This is a genomic window from Chryseobacterium sp. IT-36CA2 (assembly GCF_949767875.1).
Classification (GTDB): Bacteria; Bacteroidota; Bacteroidia; order Flavobacteriales; family Weeksellaceae; genus Chryseobacterium.
On record NZ_CATKPG010000021.1, the window covers coordinates 683,026 to 700,567 of the forward strand.

Below are 17,542 nucleotides of genomic sequence, written 5' to 3' on the forward strand. Positions count from 1 at the left end.
AATTTCTACCAGTTGGATAATTTTCAAATTCTCAAATTATTCCATTTTCAAATTAGTTTTAGTCTACGTCTTTATTTAAAAATCTGTTTTCTCTGATCTGTATAGATCCGTTGTTGTCAGACAGATAGGTGTTGATGTTCTGATCTGAAGCATTGTTTCCGTCAATCGAGATATTTTTTCTTTTGAAAGCAGGAATAGATTCAAACTCACTTGTGCTGTCAAAGCTCTGGTAGCGTGAGTTGAATTCTTTTAATTTATTTCTTCTTTCAATGACTCTTTCCTGATCCATCGTTTTATTCACAAACGTGAATTCTGATTCTTCAGTTTTTGGAGTTTCAATTTCTGTTTTGTTTTCAAATGCAGGTTTTGTTTCTGCTTTTGGCTCTTCCTGTTTTTGGTAGAATGTTTCAATCTTTTGAGCAGGCTCTGCTACCGCAGCATTGGTAGGCACATTAAACTCTGCTTTTGGCTGTCCGAAATCAGTATTCGGCTCATTTCTTACAGGCTCGTTTACAAAGAAACTGAATTCAACAGGTTTTTCCTCAGAAAAAGAGTTGTTAAAGGTAGTTCCAGACTGTGGCTCATCTTTTTTATTTTCAAAATCAAATGAAAAAGACTGGATTTCAAGATCATTTGGATCTTCATTCTCTTCATCAATTGAAAGCAAGCTGTATTCCTGTTCTTCTTCTTCATTTCTCCAATTTTGTTCAGGAGTATTTAAGGTATCTTCCTCTTTATCAAAGAATTTTATTTCAGTTCTTGGCTGCTCTTCTTCAATAATCATTTTTTTTTCCGTAGATGCTGCATTGAAGGGAGTGTTATGATCTTCGTCATCTAGTCTGAAAAGGTTTTTACCGCCAAAATCATGTGTTGTTTCAGGAGCTGATTCTCTTTCCTCTCTTGTTTTGAAAGGAGAGTTTTTTTGAGCTTCAAAACTATCGTTAAGGCTGATTCTGATTTTCTCTGTAGGTCCTGCAAATTTCTTATTGTCGTTTGAGAATCCTGTAGCAATAACAAGAACGCTTACTGCATCTCCTAATTCTTCATCTGCACCCACCCCGAAGATAATATCTGCAGTGTTTCCTGCTTCTTTCTGGATATGGTCCATAATGATACCGATTTCGTCCATGGTAACTTCTTCAGCACCACTTCTGATCAATAACAGAACGTTTTTAGCTCCTGTAATCTTATTATCATTCAATAATGGGGAATCAAGGGCTTTTCTTACTGCTTCTTCAGCTTTATTTTCACCTGAAGCAGTTCCTGTAGACATCAATGCTGTACCAGAATTCTGAAGCACAGATTTAGCATCTCTAAAGTCAATGTTTACATCAAAGTAACCCGTAATAACTTCTGCCATTCCTTTTGCTGCATTGGCTAGAACTTCATCAGCTTTTGAGAATCCCTGTTTAAATCCAAGGTTCCCAAATTGTTGTCTTAATTTATCGTTATTGATAACAATTAATGAATCAACATTATTCTTTAGTTTGTCAAGCCCGTTTTCGGCCTGATCTAATCTCCTTTTACCTTCAAAGCTAAAAGGAACGGTAACAATACCTACCGTTAAAATTCCCATGTCTTTTGCTACTTTAGCAATGACTGGAGCGGCTCCGGTACCTGTACCACCACCCATTCCGGCAGTGATGAACACCATTTTGGTGTTTTGGCCCATAGCAGCCTTGATGTCTTCAATACTTTCGATGGCTGATTTTTCTCCTACTTCAGGATCAGCTCCTGCTCCAAGACCTTCGGTAATGGTAGTCCCCAATTGTACTTTATTGGCAACAGGATTATTATCTAGAGTTTGAGCATCCGTATTACAGATCACGAAGTCTACTCCGTGAATTCCTTTCTCGTACATGTGCTTCAGCGCATTGTTTCCACCGCCTCCTACACCGATTACTTTTATGATGGATGAATTTCCTTTTGGCAAATCAAATGAAAATCCTTGTGTACCTATATTTTCCATAACTATACTTTTAATAATTATAATTGATAATTGATAATTGATCAATGATAATTGATAAGGAAAAAATCGTTTATCGCTTATCATTCATCATTTATAATTTACTCTACTTCTTCAAAGAATTTTTTTACTTTTTCCATAAGCGACTGCCCGAAGGTGAGTTTCGCTTTTCTGTTCTCTTGCTTTTCATTTTCAAAAGAATGCTGCTCCTGAACTGGCGCTGCCTGTTGAACAGGTTGAACCGTTTCTGCCTGTGTTGCAGCAGTTTCCTGTTTTGGCTGCTCTGCAACAACTTCTATGATTTCATCAGCAGTCTGTTTTTTGTCTCTGATCTTTAAACTCTCCATCAGTAACCCGATAGAAGTAGCAAATTCAGGGCCTTTCAGGTACTGATTCTTATCGTTGGCTATATATTCATTCGCAAAACCGATTCTACTGTCAAAACCTGTGGTATAATTGGCCAGCTGACGAAGGTGTTTCAGGTTTGAACCACCGCCGGTAAGAACGATTCCGGCAATCAGTTTTTTCTTTTGTTCAAAAGCACCGTAAGCCTTCAGTTCTGTATTCACCATTTCCAAAACTTCTTCTACTCTCGCATTGATGATCTGTGCTAAAGTTTTTAAAGAAATCTCTTTGTCTGGTCTTCCGTGAAGCCCCGGAATAGTTACAAAAGTACTGTCTTTTTCTAATTCGGGAACAGCCGAACCAAACTTTACTTTCAGTTGTTCTGCATGTTTCTCAATAATAGAACATCCTTCTTTGATATCTTCGGTAATAATTCCGCCACCGTATGGGATCACACAGGTATGACGGATGATATTATCTTTAAATATAGCAATATCTGTAGTTCCACCACCAATGTCAACAATGGCTACACCGGCTTCTTTTTCTTCTTTTGTAAGGACAGCTTCTGAAGATGCTAATGGCTCTAATGTCAGAGCTTCCATTTCTAATCCTGCTTCACGAACGCATCTTGCAATATTTCTGATGCTTCCCATTTGGCCTACTACAACATGGAAGTTAGCTTCTAAACGCTTTCCGTGCATCCCGACGGGTTCTTGAATTTCCCCCTCGGAATCCACTTTATATTCTTGAGGAAGTACGTGGATAATTTCTTCTCCAGGAAGCATGACCAGCTTTTTTACCTGATCTTTTAATGCTTCAATGTCATCGTCTGTAATAAATTTATCAGGATGTTCACGCATAATATAATCGGAGTGCTGCAGAGAACGTATGTGTTTTCCTGCAATACCTACCGTGACTTTGCGGATAGGAACGCCAGCACTGGACTGTGCTTCGGATACTGCAGCCTTGATTGAATTGATGGTTTGTGAAATATTATTCACAATCCCTTTATGAACACCAAGACTTTTAGCTTTTCCTACACCGAGAACTTCTATCTTCCCGTGTGCATTCCTTCTTCCGACAATCGCGACTATCTTCGTTGTCCCGATGTCCAGACCTACTGAATACTCTTGATTTTCCATTTTTATATCGATTTGATTTTTTCTACTTTTTTCCTTTTTTCTGTAAGGATATTATCCTATTTGTGTATTAAATGTCCTGAAAGACTTATTCTATTTTTACTTTTGCCTTGGGCTTGGGTTTTGCCGGGGCAGTTGGTTTTTTCTCTGTTTTTTTCGTTTCCTTTGTATGTGTTTTTGTCTTTGTAGCCTCTTTCGGTTTGGCTGGTGTGGAACCTGCTTTTTTTGCTTCCGCTATTTTTGGTTTAGTCTCTGTTTTTTTTGCCGCTATTGTAGGGGCTTTTGCCAATTCCATTTTTCCTGCTTTTAAAATACTGTCATTTTCTTTAAAATATGGATTTAAAGTAGTGACAATCTGGTTCTGATATTTTACAGAGACCATGCTGTATTTCTGAGGGTCTTGATATACCAGGTATTTTTCTACAAAAGTCTTAAATCCTTTTACTTTAAAATCAATATTATCAAGGTCTCCGATTTCTACCCGGTAATTTCCTTCGCTTGTCAGAAGGCTATAACTCTCTTTATTTTTTGAGATTCCAATAAAATATTTCTTACTGAAATCATCTTTGTCGATCTTTTCTACGAGTTCTGCCAATTTTTCATATTCATCCGGCTTTACATTTCCTGTTACAAGCATACAGGGATGTGAATACGTCCTGGAGATAGGGAATTCAATTCCTTTTTCGTCTACATAAAAGTCTTTTCCATCTTTATTGAGTCTGAAAACAGGAACTCTCTGCTTGATGTCCAGATTCAGCTTTCCGTTCAAATTCAGGTAGACATTGGCACTGTCAACAGCAGGAAGAGAATTTATTCTTTTCTCTAAAGATGGGATATTAAGATCACCTACTTTTCCTGATGGGTTTTCTTTTTTTACAATCTCTCTGATGTCTTTTTCATCTACGAAATAGACCGGAGTTTTCTCATTCATTTTTACAGAAATCTTATTGTCCGTAATCTGTTGGTGGCTGAATCTCTTCAATGAGAAACTCAGTAACAATCCAAGGATGATTACAGTGACAACAATTTTTAATATTCTGTATTTATTTTTCATATTTTTTCTTTGCGAGCATTGCGTTTATACTCAAATTTTCTCAATCCATTCACAAATAGGATCATACAGGGTGTCTATATTTCCTGCTCCTACCGTAAGAAGGATATCAAAATCTTTATCTTTTATTTTTTCAAAAGCATCCGATAATGTGGATACTTCTTTTTTATCTAATGTTACTTTATCCAGCAGCCAGCTTGAAGTAATTCCTTCAAAATTCTCCTGAAGTTCTCTTGCAGGGTAAATATCTAGCAGGATAAGCTCATCTGCTTTGCTTAAACTTTCTGCAAATCCATCTGCGAAATCTCTTGTTCTGCTGAAAAGGTGTGGCTGGAAGGCTACCAATAGTTTTTTATCAGGGTAAAATGTTTTGATTGAGCCCATTACAGCATTAATTTCTGTAGGGTGGTGGGCATAATCATCAATATAAATCTTACCGTTTTGATAAATATGTTTCGTATATCTTCTTTTAATTCCTTTAAAATTAGCAATTGCCTTTTTCAGCGTATCAAAATCTGCGCCTAAATTATGCAGAATAGCCAGTGCTACAGTAGCATTTTCGACATTATGGATCCCTGGAATTTCCCAAACAAAATCTTTAATCTTTTCAGTAGGGGTATGGAAATCAAAATAAATTTTATCATGCTCCATTCTCAGATTGTCCGAATAATAGTCTGCAGGCTCATTCACCGCATAGGTTTGATGCCCTCTGCCTATTTCTAAGCCTTTTCTTACAAAAAGCTGTTGATCCTTAGGAACCAAAGCAGCAAACTGTCTGAAACCTTCTTCAATATGGCTTTTGTCTCCATAAATATCCAGGTGATCTGCGTCTGTAGAAGTCACAACTGCCCAGTCCGGAGACAGGTTCAGGAAGCTTCTGTCATATTCATCTGCCTCTACCACGGAATATTTGGAACCGTTGTATAGGAAGTTGGATTTAAAGTTTTCAGAAATTCCACCTAAAAAGCATGAGAAAGGAAGATCTGCTTCTTTGCATAAATGAGCCACAAGGGTAGATGTGGTGGTCTTTCCATGAGTTCCTGCAACAGCAATACAGTCTGTATTTTCAGTAATTAAGCCTAAAACTTTAGCGCGTTTTAGGATTTCAAACTGATTTTGGTTAAAGTAATCCAGTATTCCAAGCGTTTTAATAGCAGGAGTATAAATTACGAGAGTATCTTCTTTCTGAAGGGCAGTAATCCTTTCATCAATAAGGTCTTCAAAAACAATATCAATACCTTCATTCATCAGGTTTTGGGTCAATTTTGTATTGGTTTTATCGTAGCCCAATACCTTTTTCCCGGACGCGTTGAAATAGCGTGCTAATGCACTCATTCCGATACCTCCGATACCAACGAAGTAAAAAGTTTGATATGTTTGTAAATTACTCATTTATACTTTAATCTTTAATAACTCTTTAACCAGTTCAGAGTTTTTATTATTAATATTTTATAAGGCATTAATCAACTAACACCAATAACTCGTTAATGGATTAAATTTTAACGGTGTCAGGCTGAGCTTGTCGAAGCCTTTCTTAATTATTTTATCACTTTAAAAATCTCATCTACAATCTCTTTTGCGGCGTTTGGCTTGGCAAAATAGGTAAGATTGTCCGACATTTCTTTTCTTACGTTTTCATTTTCGCAGATTTCTGATAATGTATTCCAGAATTTTTCCTGCATTTCAGAGTCTTTCACCATTCTTGCTGCATTTTTTTCAACAAGATTCATAGCATTTTTGGTTTGATGATCTTCCGCTGCAAAAGGGAAAGGTACCAAAAGCACTGGTTTTTGTGCTACAGCCAACTCTGAAATGGCAATAGCTCCGGCTCTGGAAACAATGATATCAGCTGCAGAATAAGCCAGCTCCATATCTTTGATAAATTCAAGAATCTGAATATTTCTGGTATCTGAATCTTTTGTTTCTTCTAAAATATCTTTATAATCAAGCTTTCCTGTCTGCCAGATCAGCTGATAATCTTTATCTACAATTTGTTTTAAATGAGATTTCCAGGCATTATTCAATGTTCTGGATCCTAAAGAACCTCCTACAGACAGAATCGTAAGTTTGTCTTTATTTAATCCCATTTTTTCTTTTGCCTGAGCGGTTTCCTGCATTCCTGAAATAATATTTTCACGAATCGGATTTCCGAGGAATTTTATTTTCTCTGCCGGAAAACCTTCTACTTTTGGATACGCTGTGAAAACGGCTTTGGCTTTCTTGCTTAAAATTTTATTGGTTACCCCAGCATGGGCATTCTGTTCCTGTATAAAAATCGGAATTCCCATTTTACTTGCTTCATAAAGCGCTGGTCCGCTGGCAAATCCTCCAGTTCCTACCGCAAAATCGGGGGCGAAGTTTTTGATAATCCTTTTAGATTTTGATAAACTTTTCAGAATCTTGAAAGGAAGCCCCAGGTTGGATAACAGATTCCCTCTGTCGATTCCTGCAATATCAATTCCTTCAATTTTATAGCCTGCCTGGGGAACTTTTTCCATTTCCATTTTCCCGTTGGCACCAATGAACAAAAATTCTGCATCAGGAAATCTTTTTCTGATCTCATCAGCAATGGCAATGGCCGGGAAGATATGACCTCCTGTTCCGCCGCCTGATAATATTATTTTCAATTTTTTGTCCATTTTAAGCGATATCGTTTATTTCTGCTATACTTTGTTTTTTGCCCATTCCTTCTTCATCATAAATCTGGATTCTTGAGCTTATATTTAAAATAATGCCTAACTGCAAATAGGTAACCAGCATTGAGGTTCCTCCATAACTGATCAAAGGAAGAGGCTGCCCTGTTACCGGGATCAGATTCACGGCAACGGCTATGTTGACCGAAAGCTGGATGAAAATCATTACCCCGAGACTGAGCACGAGCAACGATCCGAAAAACGCCGGCATTTTACTAGCGATCATTACAATCCTTATCATCATGATCAGGTATAAACTGATCAGAAAAGCAGCTCCTATTACTCCGTATTCTTCTACAATAACCGCAAAAATAAAGTCGGAGGCAGATTGTGGCAGCATTTGTTTCAATGCACTTTTCCCTGGCCCCATTCCGGTAATTCCGCCATGTACAATGGCTGCTTTGGCCTGCATTACCTGATAGTTTTTCGCTTTGATACTTTCATCATCTACATCAGCCGATTTTGCTTTGCTCGAGGTAAATGTTTCTACACGGCTCATCCATGTATGCACACGATTTCCACCAATCATATTGGTATTTAAAGCAATCAGTAAGAATAAGACAATGGCTACAAATGATGCGGAAATGAATCCTGCAATGTATTTCCAGTGAAGCTGTCCTATGATAAGAACCACTACGGAAACCATTAAAATCATTAATGCTGTAGATCCGTTATCTTTTGCTACCAATACAAAAACAAGCAGGATAGGCCCGAAAATATACATGATATTCTCTATCGGAAGCCTTTCTCTGGTGATCTTTTTGGTCAAATATCTACACAGATAGATGATGAGCATTAAAAAAGCAAATGATGAAGGCTGGAAAGAGATGGGTGTTCCCGGAATTTTCAGCCATCTGGAAGCACTGGCTCCATCAATGGTTTGTCCGGTAAACATGGTAACAATCAGCAGAACAATCATAAGGCCGAGCAGGATGCTGCTGAGCTTTCCGATGTATTCATATTTTATGGTTCCTACCAGTCTCATAATGGCTAATCCCAAGACTACAAAGAACATATGTTTAATAACGTGACCTGTTGTGGTCCCGTTATTAACAATGTATTCCAGATTTGAACTGGCAGAGTATACAGGGAAAATAGAGAAAATGGAGATCACAAGGATGACCATCCAAAGTACTTTATCGCCCTTTAGAAATTCAAATCTGCTTTCTGTGTTCTGTTCGTCCATAATTTTGTATTGATGTATAATGTACTTTGTACAATAAACATTTTACTTTAATACCTGTTCTTTAAACTGGCGTCCTCTGTCTTCATAGCTTTTGAATAAATCAAAGCTTGCGCAGCATGGAGATAATAAAACGGTATCACCCTTTTTGGCCAGTGATTTTGAAATTCTCACTGCTTCTTCCATGCTTGAAGTATCATAAATAACTTCTTTTTTATCTTTAAAGAAATTTATAATCTTTTCGTTGTCTACTCCAAGGCAAACAATTGCCTTTACTTTTCTTTTGACTAAATCTTCAATTTCGGTATAGTCATTTCCTTTATCTAATCCACCAACAATCCATACGGTTGGTGTTTTCATACTTTCTAAGGCGTAGTAAGTAGCATTTACATTGGTTGCTTTACTGTCGTTGATGTATTTTACATTATCAATTTCAGTAACAAACTCCAATCTGTGTTCTACGGCCTGGAATGTCATCAATGAATGTCTGATGCTTTCATTGTTGATTTTTAATATTTTACCTGCTATAGAAGCAGCTAAACTGTTGGCTACATTGTGATTTCCCAATAGAGACAATTCTTCAACTTTCATTGCGAATTCGTCCTTCATTTTTACCACAATTTCATCTTCATTGATGAAACCTCCTTCCAGTAACTTCTCCTTGATGGAGAAAGGAATCATTTTAGCCTTTATTTCAAGTTTTTCAAGAAGATTCTTACTCATTTCGTCATCTTTGTTGTAGATAAAGAAGTTGTCATTCTCTTGATTTTCAGTGATTCTGAATTTAGCCAAAGCATATTCCTCATAATTGTAGTTGTACTGATCCAGGTGGTCCTGAGACAGATTCAACAATAATGAAATATAGGGTCTGAAATTCTGAATATCATCCAGTTGGAAAGAGCTTACTTCCAATACATAATATTCGTGATTTTCATCTGCAACCTGCTTGGCAAAGCTGTATCCTATATTTCCTCCTAAACCTACATTCAATCCGTCATTTTTCAGGATGTAGTAGATCAGGGAAGTAGTGGTTGTTTTTCCGTTGCTTCCGGTAATGGCAATGATCTTAGCGTCTGTAAATTCAGAAGCAAATTCAATTTCAGAGGAAAGTCTGATTCCTTTTTCATGAATTTTATTGATGATGTCTGCCTTTTTCGGAATTCCCGGGCTTTTTACGATCCAGTCCGCATTTAAAATCCTTTCTTCATCGTGGTTTCCTTCTTCAAATTCAATTTCATTATCGGTAAGAAACTGCTTATAGTTATCCTTAATGGCTCCTTTATCTGAAAGAAATACTTCCAGACCTTTCTTTTTAGCCAAATAAGCAGCTCCGCATCCGCTTTCTCCACCTCCTAAAACAACTATTTTCATATTATTTTGATTTAATGATTAAAAGATTTAATGATTAAAAAAATTATTCAATGTTTCAATCTTTTAATTTTTAAATTGATTTTTTATCTCATTTTTAATGTGATCAGACATACAATAGCCAGTATTACCCCGATGATGATCATTCTGTTTACAATTTTACTTTCGTGAAATCCTTCTTTCTGATAATGATGGTGTAATGGTGACATTTTGAACAGTCTATTGTTTTGGGCATATTCCAGCCCGAATTTTCTTTTTCTGTATTTGAAAACTACGACCTGAAGCATTACAGATACGTTTTCAATTAAGAAGATTCCGCATAATACAGGAATCAACAATTCTTTTCTTAAAATAATGGCTAAAACGGCAATTACTCCTCCCAGCATCAAACTCCCGGTGTCTCCCATGAAAACCTGCGCAGGATAGGTATTGTACCAGAAGAATCCGATCACGGCACCTACCATTGCCACGGCAAAAATGGTGGTTTCTCCCATATTCGGAAGGAACATGATATTCAGATAATCTGCAAAGATGATATTCCCTGAAAGATATGCGAAAAGAGCTAGTGTAAGCAATATAATTGCACTTGTTCCTGCGGCGAGACCATCAATTCCATCTGTGATATTGGCGCCATTTGAAACGGCTGTTACAATGAAGATCACAATGGGAATAAAGACAATCCATGCCCACTCATGGGCATCTTTATCATTCATCCAAAATAAAATTCCACTATAATCAAACTCATTATTTTTGGCAAAAGGAACGGTAGAAACAGTAATTTTTTCTGTAGGCATAAAGTTTTGCTCTACATTGTTTCTATTCACTACTTTAGCATCTGCATATTTTCTTTTAACCGTAATATCCGGGTGGAAATACATTGTAATTCCGACAATTAGCCCTAATCCGACCTGTCCTACAATTTTGAATTTACCACTTAAACCGTCTTTATTTTTTTTGATTTTCTTTAAATAATCGTCAAGGAAACCAATAGCACCCATCCAAAACATAGAAACCAACAGTAGTACAATGTACACATTGGTGATTCTTGTAAACAGCAATACCGGAATGATGGTTGCCAAAATAATGATAAGCCCTCCCATAGTAGGAGTTCCTTCTTTTTGTTTTTGACCATCCAATCCAAGATCACGCACCAATTCACCCATTTGTTTTGTTCTCAGGTAATTGATTACTCTTTTTCCGTAGACAAGAGCAATAATGAGTGAGAATAATACAGCCATTCCGGCACGGAAGGAGATGTATTTCAACATTCCTAATCCCGGAACGTGAATTCCATGGTCGGTTAGATATTCGTATAGATAGTATAGCATAGTTTCAATTGTTAATAAATAATCATTGATAATTGATGAATGATACAATCAGTTATTATTGATCAATTATCGTTTATAATTTACTTGCTCATTAATTTCCAAAGCTCATTAATTACTTCTTTGTCATCAAAATGATGTTTCACACCATTTATGTCCTGATAAGCCTCGTGGCCTTTTCCGGCAACTAAGACAATATCTTTAGGTTCTGCAAACTTTATAGCCATTTTTATAGCCTCTTTTCTGTCCGGAATTGAAGTGTATTTGCTGAAGTTTTGAGGTTCAACACCTGCTTCAATTTCTTTGATGATCTGTGCAGGATCTTCTGTTCTCGGATTATCTGAAGTGATGATCGCCAGCGTTGATTTTTTGGTGGCAATATTTCCCATTTCAGGTCTTTTGGAGTGATCTCTGTCTCCTCCGCATCCGAAAACGGTGATTAATCTTTCGTTTTTGGTTCTGATATCGTTGATGCTGTCCAGAATATTTTCCAAGGCATCCGGAGTATGTGCATAGTCTACGATAAAGAAAATTCCACCATCGGATTTGAAGGTTTCAAATCTTCCGGATACTCTTTTTAATTTGCTGATAGCCTGAAGAATTTCATCTTGCTCGAAACCCAGTTCTTCAGCAATCCCGAATACAAGCAACAGATTATATACATTGAATTTCCCGGTAATCGTTGTCCAGAATTCTTTTCCGTTGAAGTTCAACAGCATTCCGTTGAAGTCTACTTCCAACAATTTTCCGTGATAATCTGCCATGGTTTTCAAAGCATAAGACTTTTTGGTAGCCTTCGTGTTCTGAAGCATGACATTACCATTTTTGTCATCTACATTGGTGATGGCGATGGCTGTATCTTCTAACTGATCGAAGAATCTTTTCTTTGTTTTTAAATATTCTTCGAATGTTTTATGATAATCTAAATGATCATGAGTAAGGTTGGTAAAGCCTGCTATTTTGAAGTGTAATCCTTCAATTCTGTTTTGGGCAATTCCGTGTGAGCTTACTTCCATGAAAGCAAATTCACATCCTTTTTCTACGGCTTCAGCTAAAATCCTGTTGATCGTAATTACATCAGGAGTAGTGTGGGTTGCCGGAATTATTTCTTCACCAATTCTGATCTCTACAGTAGATAGTAAAGCTGATTCATATCCCAGATTTTTGAAAACGTCAAAAAGTAGGGTAGAAACGGATGTTTTTCCATTAGTTCCTGTAACTCCAATCAGTTTCAGTTTCTGAGAAGGATTTCCATAGAAATTAGAGGCAAGGTGACCTAAGGTTTTAGATGAGTCTTTTACCTGAACATAGGTCACATTTTCCACCAATGTCTCAGGGAATTCTTCGCAAACAATTGCGGCAGCACCTTTTTCAATAGCAGATGCAATGAATGAATGCCCATCCACCACTGTTCCTCTCATTGCAATGTAAAGAGAGTTTTCTGTAACCTTTCTGCTGTCGATCACCAATTCAGTCACGTCACGGTTGTTGTCACCGTGAATTTCCAGTACTGGGATTCTGTTTACTAATTCTGTTATAATCATCTTTATCAATAAGGCTTTGCCCTATTTTGGTTTAAATGTTCCTTTCGAAACCTTGTTTTAATTTTGCAGAGACAAATAAATTCTCTGGTTCTTACTAATCGTTGTGCCTTCCAGAGGGAATTGTTCTTTAATTCTTCCTACTCCTTTATAATCAACACGGTAGCCTAAGTTTTCTAACTGCGGAATTACGTTTTTCCCGATTAATCCTACTACATTAGGCATTTGCTTATCATTGACTGCTACTTTCACATTAGGTTCCACCATTTTGCTCAGGTTTACCTTTTTGTCTACCAGCATTTCTTTTTCAATATTCTGAGGTGTTTTCAGGAAGGTCTTTCCTGCAATTTCTTTAAACACCGGTGCTGAAACGGAACCTCCATAAAATCCTTTTGCGGTATTGGGTTCACTGATCATCACATAGCACGTATATTTTGGTGCATCTGCCGGATAAAATCCTGCAAAGGATGCTCTATACTTCATTGGGCCAGGCAGCCAGTATTCAAATCTTGCGGTACCTGTTTTCCCTGCCATTTTCAGGTTAGGGGTAAAGATGCTTCGCCCTGTTCCTTTTTCTACGGCTTTGGTTAAAGCGCTGGTCATCATTTTAATGGCTTTTTCAGAAGCCATTTTGTTCACCATTACTTCAGGCTTGGCGCTGTACATTACTTTTCCGTCTTTCATGATTTTATCAATGAATAAAGGCTTAAGCATTTTACCTCCGTTGGCAACTCCGTTGTAGAAGGTTGTTAATTGCAACAGGTTGATGTTAGAAGAGTATCCGTAAGAGATAGAAGCTAATGTTGCGGCATTCCATCTTTTATTTTGTGGTGTTACGATCTTTGGTTTTGTAATTCCCGGAAGTTCGATGTCCATTTTATCGAATAATTTCCAACGTTTCAGATGGTCAAGGAAAATCTGAGGCTTTTCTGCATAATATTTTGTGATCAGCTTTGAAGTTCCTACGTTGCTGGACTTTGCCAATACATCACTGATGTCATAAGTTCCTCCTCCGTGGCCGTCAGAGATTCTCTGTTTTGCATATACCCAAACTCCGTTTCCTACGTTTACCGTTGTGTTTTCATCGATAAATCCATCATCCATTGCCGCCAGAAGCGAAATGGTTTTAAAGGTAGATCCGGGCTCAATATTATCTTTCAAAGCGTAGTTGTAAGAGTCTTCGTATTCTCCTTCTTCTGTTCTTCTTAGGTTAACAAGAGCACGTACTTTTCCGGTTTCCACTTCCATGACGATTACAGTTCCGTGTTTAGCTTCGAAATTAATCAGTTGCTTCTCCAATGCGGAGTGTGCAATGTCTTGAATTCTAAGGTCTAAGGTAGTATACACATCTTCTCCATCTACAGGTTCCTGAACTTTCCAGAAGTCAATAGGTTTCCACTGGGAAGAATTGATTCTCTGTTCTAATCTTTTTCCGTCTGTTCCGGTTAAATATTTTGAGAAAGCACCTTCCAGTCCTGATCTAAGCTCTCCGTTATCCATACCGATGGTTCCGGCTCCGATTTCTGAAGTGGCCAATTCTCTTTTATAGTTTCTGTCAACGATAAATCCTCCTTTATTTTTTCCTCTTTTGAAGATCGGGAACTTTCGGATTCTGTCGTATTGATCGAAATCCAGTCCTTTTACCAGAGTATAATACTGGTTTTTCTTTTTCTTCTGCTCATCAAACTTCTGTCTGAATTCTCCTCTGGATTTTCCAAACATTTTGCTCAGGGAATCAGTCAGTGCTCCAATGTTGTTCGTATACACCGTATCTTTCATTGTTTTGAAGTCAAGATAGATGTCATATCTCATCACTGTTGTAGCGAGAATAGAACCGTCAGACGCAAAAAGGTTCCCGCGGGCAGCTTTCAAAGTAGCCTCACGATAGTTTTTATTAATGTAATCATCTTTTATTTCCTGAACATTAGTGTTCTGTAGGATAACAATTCTTGCCAGGAACATGACAAACACGCACAAAGCTACCACTGCAAAGAGGTAGCCCCATCGTAACGTTTTCTTACGTTTATTGTCGTATTCATTTTGCTTTTGCATCTGTACTGTCCAGTTTTATTAGCAATTTATGAGGGTGGTTTTCCAGGGTCATTAACGAATCCCGGGCGACCTCTTTCCCCAGCTCTGATTCCATTTTTACTTTGATCAGCTTACTCTGGGCGTAAGCATTTCTCGATTTATATTCTTCTGTTTCTTCCTTTAAGGCGTTTACAATTTTTATCTTTTTATTGACGAGATGGTTCGTATAAATCATGGCCATCATCAGAACAAACAAGAGGAGAAAATACCTGTAATGTATTTTGATCTCATCACGATTCAGAAAGTTTCCTTTTATAATATCTATAAAAGTGAGTCTTTTCTGGGGGCGATTTGTTGTTCTTTTAGCCACAGCTTTTTTTATAATTGATTAATGATAAAAGATAATTGATATCACTTATCACTTATGATTTATCGTTTATACTTTAATTCCTGTTCTCATCTTGGCACTTCTTGCTCTTGAGTTTTCTTCGATCTCCTGATCATCAGGAATGATTGCTTTACTCTTTATCAATTCGAATGCCTTTTTATAATTTCCGTAGATATCTCTTTCCGGTTCTCCTTCGAACATTCCGTTTTTCAGGAATCTTTTTACCAAACGGTCTTCCAGAGAGTGGTAAGAAATAACGACTAATCTTCCTTCCGGTTTTAAAACATTATAAGCCTGAACCAGCATTTCTTTTAATACTTCAAGTTCCTGGTTTACTTCAATTCTTATCGCCTGAAAAAGCTGAGCATAGAACTTATTCACTTTGTGAGGCGGAATATAGCTGAACAATTTTTTCAGATCTTCCGTAGTATCTATACTTTTCGTTTTTCTGTGATGAACGATTTCTCTTGCCAGTTTTCTTGCTTCTCTTAATTCTCCGTAATGGTAGAAAAGGTCTGCAAGTTCACTTTCTTCATATTCATTAATTACTCTTTTGGCATCCAGATTCTGCATCACATTCATTCTCATATCCAAAGGAGCATTGCTTCTTGTGGAAAAGCCTCTGTCTGCTTCATCAAACTGATGGGATGAAACACCCAGGTCAGCCAAAACACCATCCACCTGAGGAGCTCCGTACATCAGTAATGAGTTTTCCAGAAACCTGAAATTCTGATTAACCAATGTAAATCTGGGATCATCAATTGTATTTTTAAGTGCATCCAGGTCCTGATCAAAACTGAACAATCTCCCTTTGTCGGAAAGTCTGCTCAAGATTTCTCTTGAATGGCCTCCGCCTCCAAAGGTGCAGTCCACATATATTCCGTCAGGATTCGTCACCAAATCATCAACACTCTGCTTCAACAAAACGGGGTTATGATACATGCTTAATTGTGTTTTTTATTTAATACTATAATCAATTAATAACCTACAGTTATTCTTCATCGAAAGAGCCCATTACATCTTCGGCCAGGCTTGCAAAATCAGCTTCATTGGTGGAGATTACCTTTTCATAGGCATCTTTATCCCAAATTTCGAAGAGCTCTCCAGCACTGGTAATCACAATATCTTTTTGAAGACTTGCAAAAATCGTCAGGTCTTTTGAGATCTGTAATCTTCCTGCATTATCCAATTCTACTGTCTTTACTCCTGCTGTAAACATTCGTATGAAATCAGCATTCTTTTTTATGAATCTGTTCAGTTTATTAATTTTGCCCATCAGTTTGTCCCATGCATTCATAGGATAGACTTCCAGACAAGGTTGGAACACAGATCTTTTGACTACAAATGCCTTGTCTTCGAAGTTTTCCATCTGTTTGATTAAAGATGAAGGAACTTTCAAGCGGCCTTTGTCGTCAATTTTGCACTCATATGTCCCAATGAAATTTTTCATTTGGGACAAATTTATATAATAATTTCCAAAATTTCCCACTTTTTCCCACTTTTTGACTCAATGTTAATAAGTTTTATTAAAGATTGAATTTCAATAATGTAAAATGCTGATATGAAGACGTTTGCTAAAAGTGTTATTTAAGCCATAATAAAGCGGTTTTGAAAAAAAAGGTTAAAAAGGAGAATATTATATTATTTTTATCTTAAATTAGGATAATCAAAATTTTTTTGAGGTTTAATTTGTATTTTTGCAGGGCTTTATTAAGGCGTTTTATGATATTTAGTACGAAAAAAGAAAAGAAATATTCCTATGTAGAAGCGGGAGAAGGACATCCATTAGTGCTGTTGCACGGGTTAATGGGTGGTTTGAGTAATTTCGATAAAATGGTAGATTTTTTTTCGGATAGAGGCTTCAAAGTATATGTTCCTCAGTTGCCGATCTATGATCTGCCGGTACTCAATACGAATCTTACCACTATCGCAAAATATATTATCAAGTTTATAGAAAGTCATATTGAGGGACCTGTTTCTATTGTAGGAAACTCAATGGGAGGGCATGTAGGGCTTATCTTGACTTTGGCAAGACCGGATTTGGTAAAGAATCTTGTTCTTACAGGAAGTTCCGGATTGTATGAAAGAACTTTTGGAGACAGTTTCCCGAGAAAAAATGACCGATCTTATATCAGAAAGAAGACTGAAGAAGTTTTCTATGATCCAAAGATTGCAACAGAAGATCTTGTAGATGAAGTTTTCGGGGTGGTAAATGATAGAATGAAAGGAATAAAAACAGTAATGTTGGCAAGAAGTGCCATCAAACACAATATGTTGAATGATCTTCCGAAGATTGTGACACCTACGTGTCTGATCTGGGGTAAGCAGGATAATGTAACTCCTCCGGAAGTGGCAGAAGATATGCATAAGTTTATTCCTAATTCCGAATTATTCTGGATTGATAAATGTGGCCATGCCGCCATGATGGAAAAACCAGATGAATTCAATGAGATCCTGTACAACTGGATAAAAGATAAAGTTTAAAAACATATAAATGACCATTAAGAGCTTT

14 protein-coding genes are annotated in these 17,542 nt (G+C 37.1%); 1 reads left to right on the top strand and 13 read right to left on the bottom strand.

The genetic code is table 11. The annotated features are described in order from the left end of the window. Positions 1–58 precede the first annotated feature (58 nt). From ftsZ to mraZ, 13 genes are all read right to left on the bottom strand, one after another. Entirely contained in the window at positions 59–1,969 is a 1,911-nt protein-coding gene (ftsZ, locus tag ACM6F9_RS14645; RefSeq protein ID WP_414846385.1) for a cell division protein FtsZ, read from the bottom strand. Between the two features lie 98 nt (positions 1,970–2,067). Beyond that, positions 2,068–3,453 (bottom strand): cell division protein FtsA, encoded by a 1,386-nt coding sequence (ftsA, locus tag ACM6F9_RS14650; RefSeq protein WP_414846386.1) that lies wholly within the window; start codon positions 3,451–3,453, stop codon positions 2,068–2,070. 85 nt (positions 3,454–3,538) lie between these two features. Beyond that, complete coding sequence (locus ACM6F9_RS14655) at positions 3,539–4,504, bottom strand: cell division protein FtsQ/DivIB (protein WP_414846387.1); 966 nt, start codon at positions 4,502–4,504, stop codon at positions 3,539–3,541. A 30-nt stretch (positions 4,505–4,534) separates the two neighbouring features. Then, the gene (murC, locus tag ACM6F9_RS14660; RefSeq protein WP_414846388.1) at positions 4,535–5,893 is read right to left on the bottom strand and encodes a UDP-N-acetylmuramate--L-alanine ligase; all 1,359 of its coding nucleotides are present in this window, start codon (positions 5,891–5,893) and stop codon (positions 4,535–4,537) included. Between the two features lie 146 nt (positions 5,894–6,039). Beyond that, positions 6,040–7,140, bottom strand: coding sequence for an undecaprenyldiphospho-muramoylpentapeptide beta-N-acetylglucosaminyltransferase (gene murG, locus ACM6F9_RS14665; protein WP_414846389.1), 1,101 nt, complete (start codon positions 7,138–7,140; stop codon positions 6,040–6,042). Between the two features lies 1 nt (position 7,141). Next, a complete protein-coding gene (locus ACM6F9_RS14670) occupies positions 7,142–8,380 on the bottom strand; it encodes an FtsW/RodA/SpoVE family cell cycle protein (protein ID WP_105702239.1) in 1,239 nt (412 codons plus the stop codon). A 42-nt stretch (positions 8,381–8,422) separates the two neighbouring features. Continuing rightward, positions 8,423–9,748: a UDP-N-acetylmuramoyl-L-alanine--D-glutamate ligase gene (murD, locus tag ACM6F9_RS14675; protein WP_414846390.1), complete on the bottom strand. Its 1,326-nt coding sequence runs from the start codon at positions 9,746–9,748 to the stop codon at positions 8,423–8,425. A gap of 83 nt (positions 9,749–9,831) precedes the next feature. After that, positions 9,832–11,073 carry a phospho-N-acetylmuramoyl-pentapeptide-transferase gene (gene mraY / locus ACM6F9_RS14680; protein WP_105702237.1) on the bottom strand — a complete coding sequence of 414 codons (1,242 nt, stop codon included), beginning with the start codon at positions 11,071–11,073 and terminating at the stop codon, positions 9,832–9,834. 80 nt (positions 11,074–11,153) lie between these two features. Beyond that, entirely contained in the window at positions 11,154–12,614 is a 1,461-nt protein-coding gene (locus ACM6F9_RS14685) for a UDP-N-acetylmuramoyl-L-alanyl-D-glutamate--2,6-diaminopimelate ligase (protein ID WP_414846391.1), read from the bottom strand. Positions 12,615–12,671: 57 nt separating this feature from the next. Further along, positions 12,672–14,663, bottom strand: a complete 1,992-nt coding sequence (locus ACM6F9_RS14690; protein ID WP_414846392.1) for a penicillin-binding transpeptidase domain-containing protein — start codon at positions 14,661–14,663, stop codon at positions 12,672–12,674. Next, positions 14,647–15,012, bottom strand: a complete 366-nt coding sequence (locus ACM6F9_RS14695) for an FtsL-like putative cell division protein (protein ID WP_034693891.1) — start codon at positions 15,010–15,012, stop codon at positions 14,647–14,649. The genes ACM6F9_RS14690 and ACM6F9_RS14695 overlap by 17 nt, the downstream gene beginning before the upstream one ends. Before the next feature lie 66 nt (positions 15,013–15,078). Then, complete coding sequence (gene rsmH / locus ACM6F9_RS14700; protein WP_414846393.1) at positions 15,079–15,972, bottom strand: 16S rRNA (cytosine(1402)-N(4))-methyltransferase RsmH; 894 nt, start codon at positions 15,970–15,972, stop codon at positions 15,079–15,081. A 49-nt stretch (positions 15,973–16,021) separates the two neighbouring features. Continuing rightward, positions 16,022–16,480, bottom strand: a complete 459-nt coding sequence (gene mraZ / locus ACM6F9_RS14705) for a division/cell wall cluster transcriptional repressor MraZ (protein ID WP_414846394.1) — start codon at positions 16,478–16,480, stop codon at positions 16,022–16,024. A 272-nt stretch (positions 16,481–16,752) separates the two neighbouring features. On the opposite strand from mraZ, the gene ACM6F9_RS14710 reads away from it, so the two are divergent. Further along, a complete protein-coding gene (locus ACM6F9_RS14710; RefSeq protein ID WP_414846395.1) occupies positions 16,753–17,514 on the top strand; it encodes an alpha/beta fold hydrolase in 762 nt (253 codons plus the stop codon). The last annotated feature ends 28 nt before the right edge of the window (positions 17,515–17,542 follow it).

Coding starts and splice junctions, on each gene's coding strand:
- mraZ (WP_414846394.1), bottom strand. CDS start 16,480: ATGAAAAATTTCATTGGGACATATGAGTGCAAAATTGACGACAAAGGC.
- murG (WP_414846389.1), bottom strand. CDS start 7,140: ATGGACAAAAAATTGAAAATAATATTATCAGGCGGCGGAACAGGAGGT.
- ACM6F9_RS14690 (WP_414846392.1), bottom strand. CDS start 14,663: ATGCAAAAGCAAAATGAATACGACAATAAACGTAAGAAAACGTTACGA.
- ACM6F9_RS14710 (WP_414846395.1), top strand. CDS start 16,753: ATGATATTTAGTACGAAAAAAGAAAAGAAATATTCCTATGTAGAAGCG.
- ftsA (WP_414846386.1), bottom strand. CDS start 3,453: ATGGAAAATCAAGAGTATTCAGTAGGTCTGGACATCGGGACAACGAAG.
- ACM6F9_RS14655 (WP_414846387.1), bottom strand. CDS start 4,504: ATGAAAAATAAATACAGAATATTAAAAATTGTTGTCACTGTAATCATC.
- murC (WP_414846388.1), bottom strand. CDS start 5,893: ATGAGTAATTTACAAACATATCAAACTTTTTACTTCGTTGGTATCGGA.
- murD (WP_414846390.1), bottom strand. CDS start 9,748: ATGAAAATAGTTGTTTTAGGAGGTGGAGAAAGCGGATGCGGAGCTGCT.
- mraY (WP_105702237.1), bottom strand. CDS start 11,073: ATGCTATACTATCTATACGAATATCTAACCGACCATGGAATTCACGTT.
- ACM6F9_RS14670 (WP_105702239.1), bottom strand. CDS start 8,380: ATGGACGAACAGAACACAGAAAGCAGATTTGAATTTCTAAAGGGCGAT.
- ftsZ (WP_414846385.1), bottom strand. CDS start 1,969: ATGGAAAATATAGGTACACAAGGATTTTCATTTGATTTGCCAAAAGGA.
- ACM6F9_RS14685 (WP_414846391.1), bottom strand. CDS start 12,614: ATGATTATAACAGAATTAGTAAACAGAATCCCAGTACTGGAAATTCAC.
- rsmH (WP_414846393.1), bottom strand. CDS start 15,972: ATGTATCATAACCCCGTTTTGTTGAAGCAGAGTGTTGATGATTTGGTG.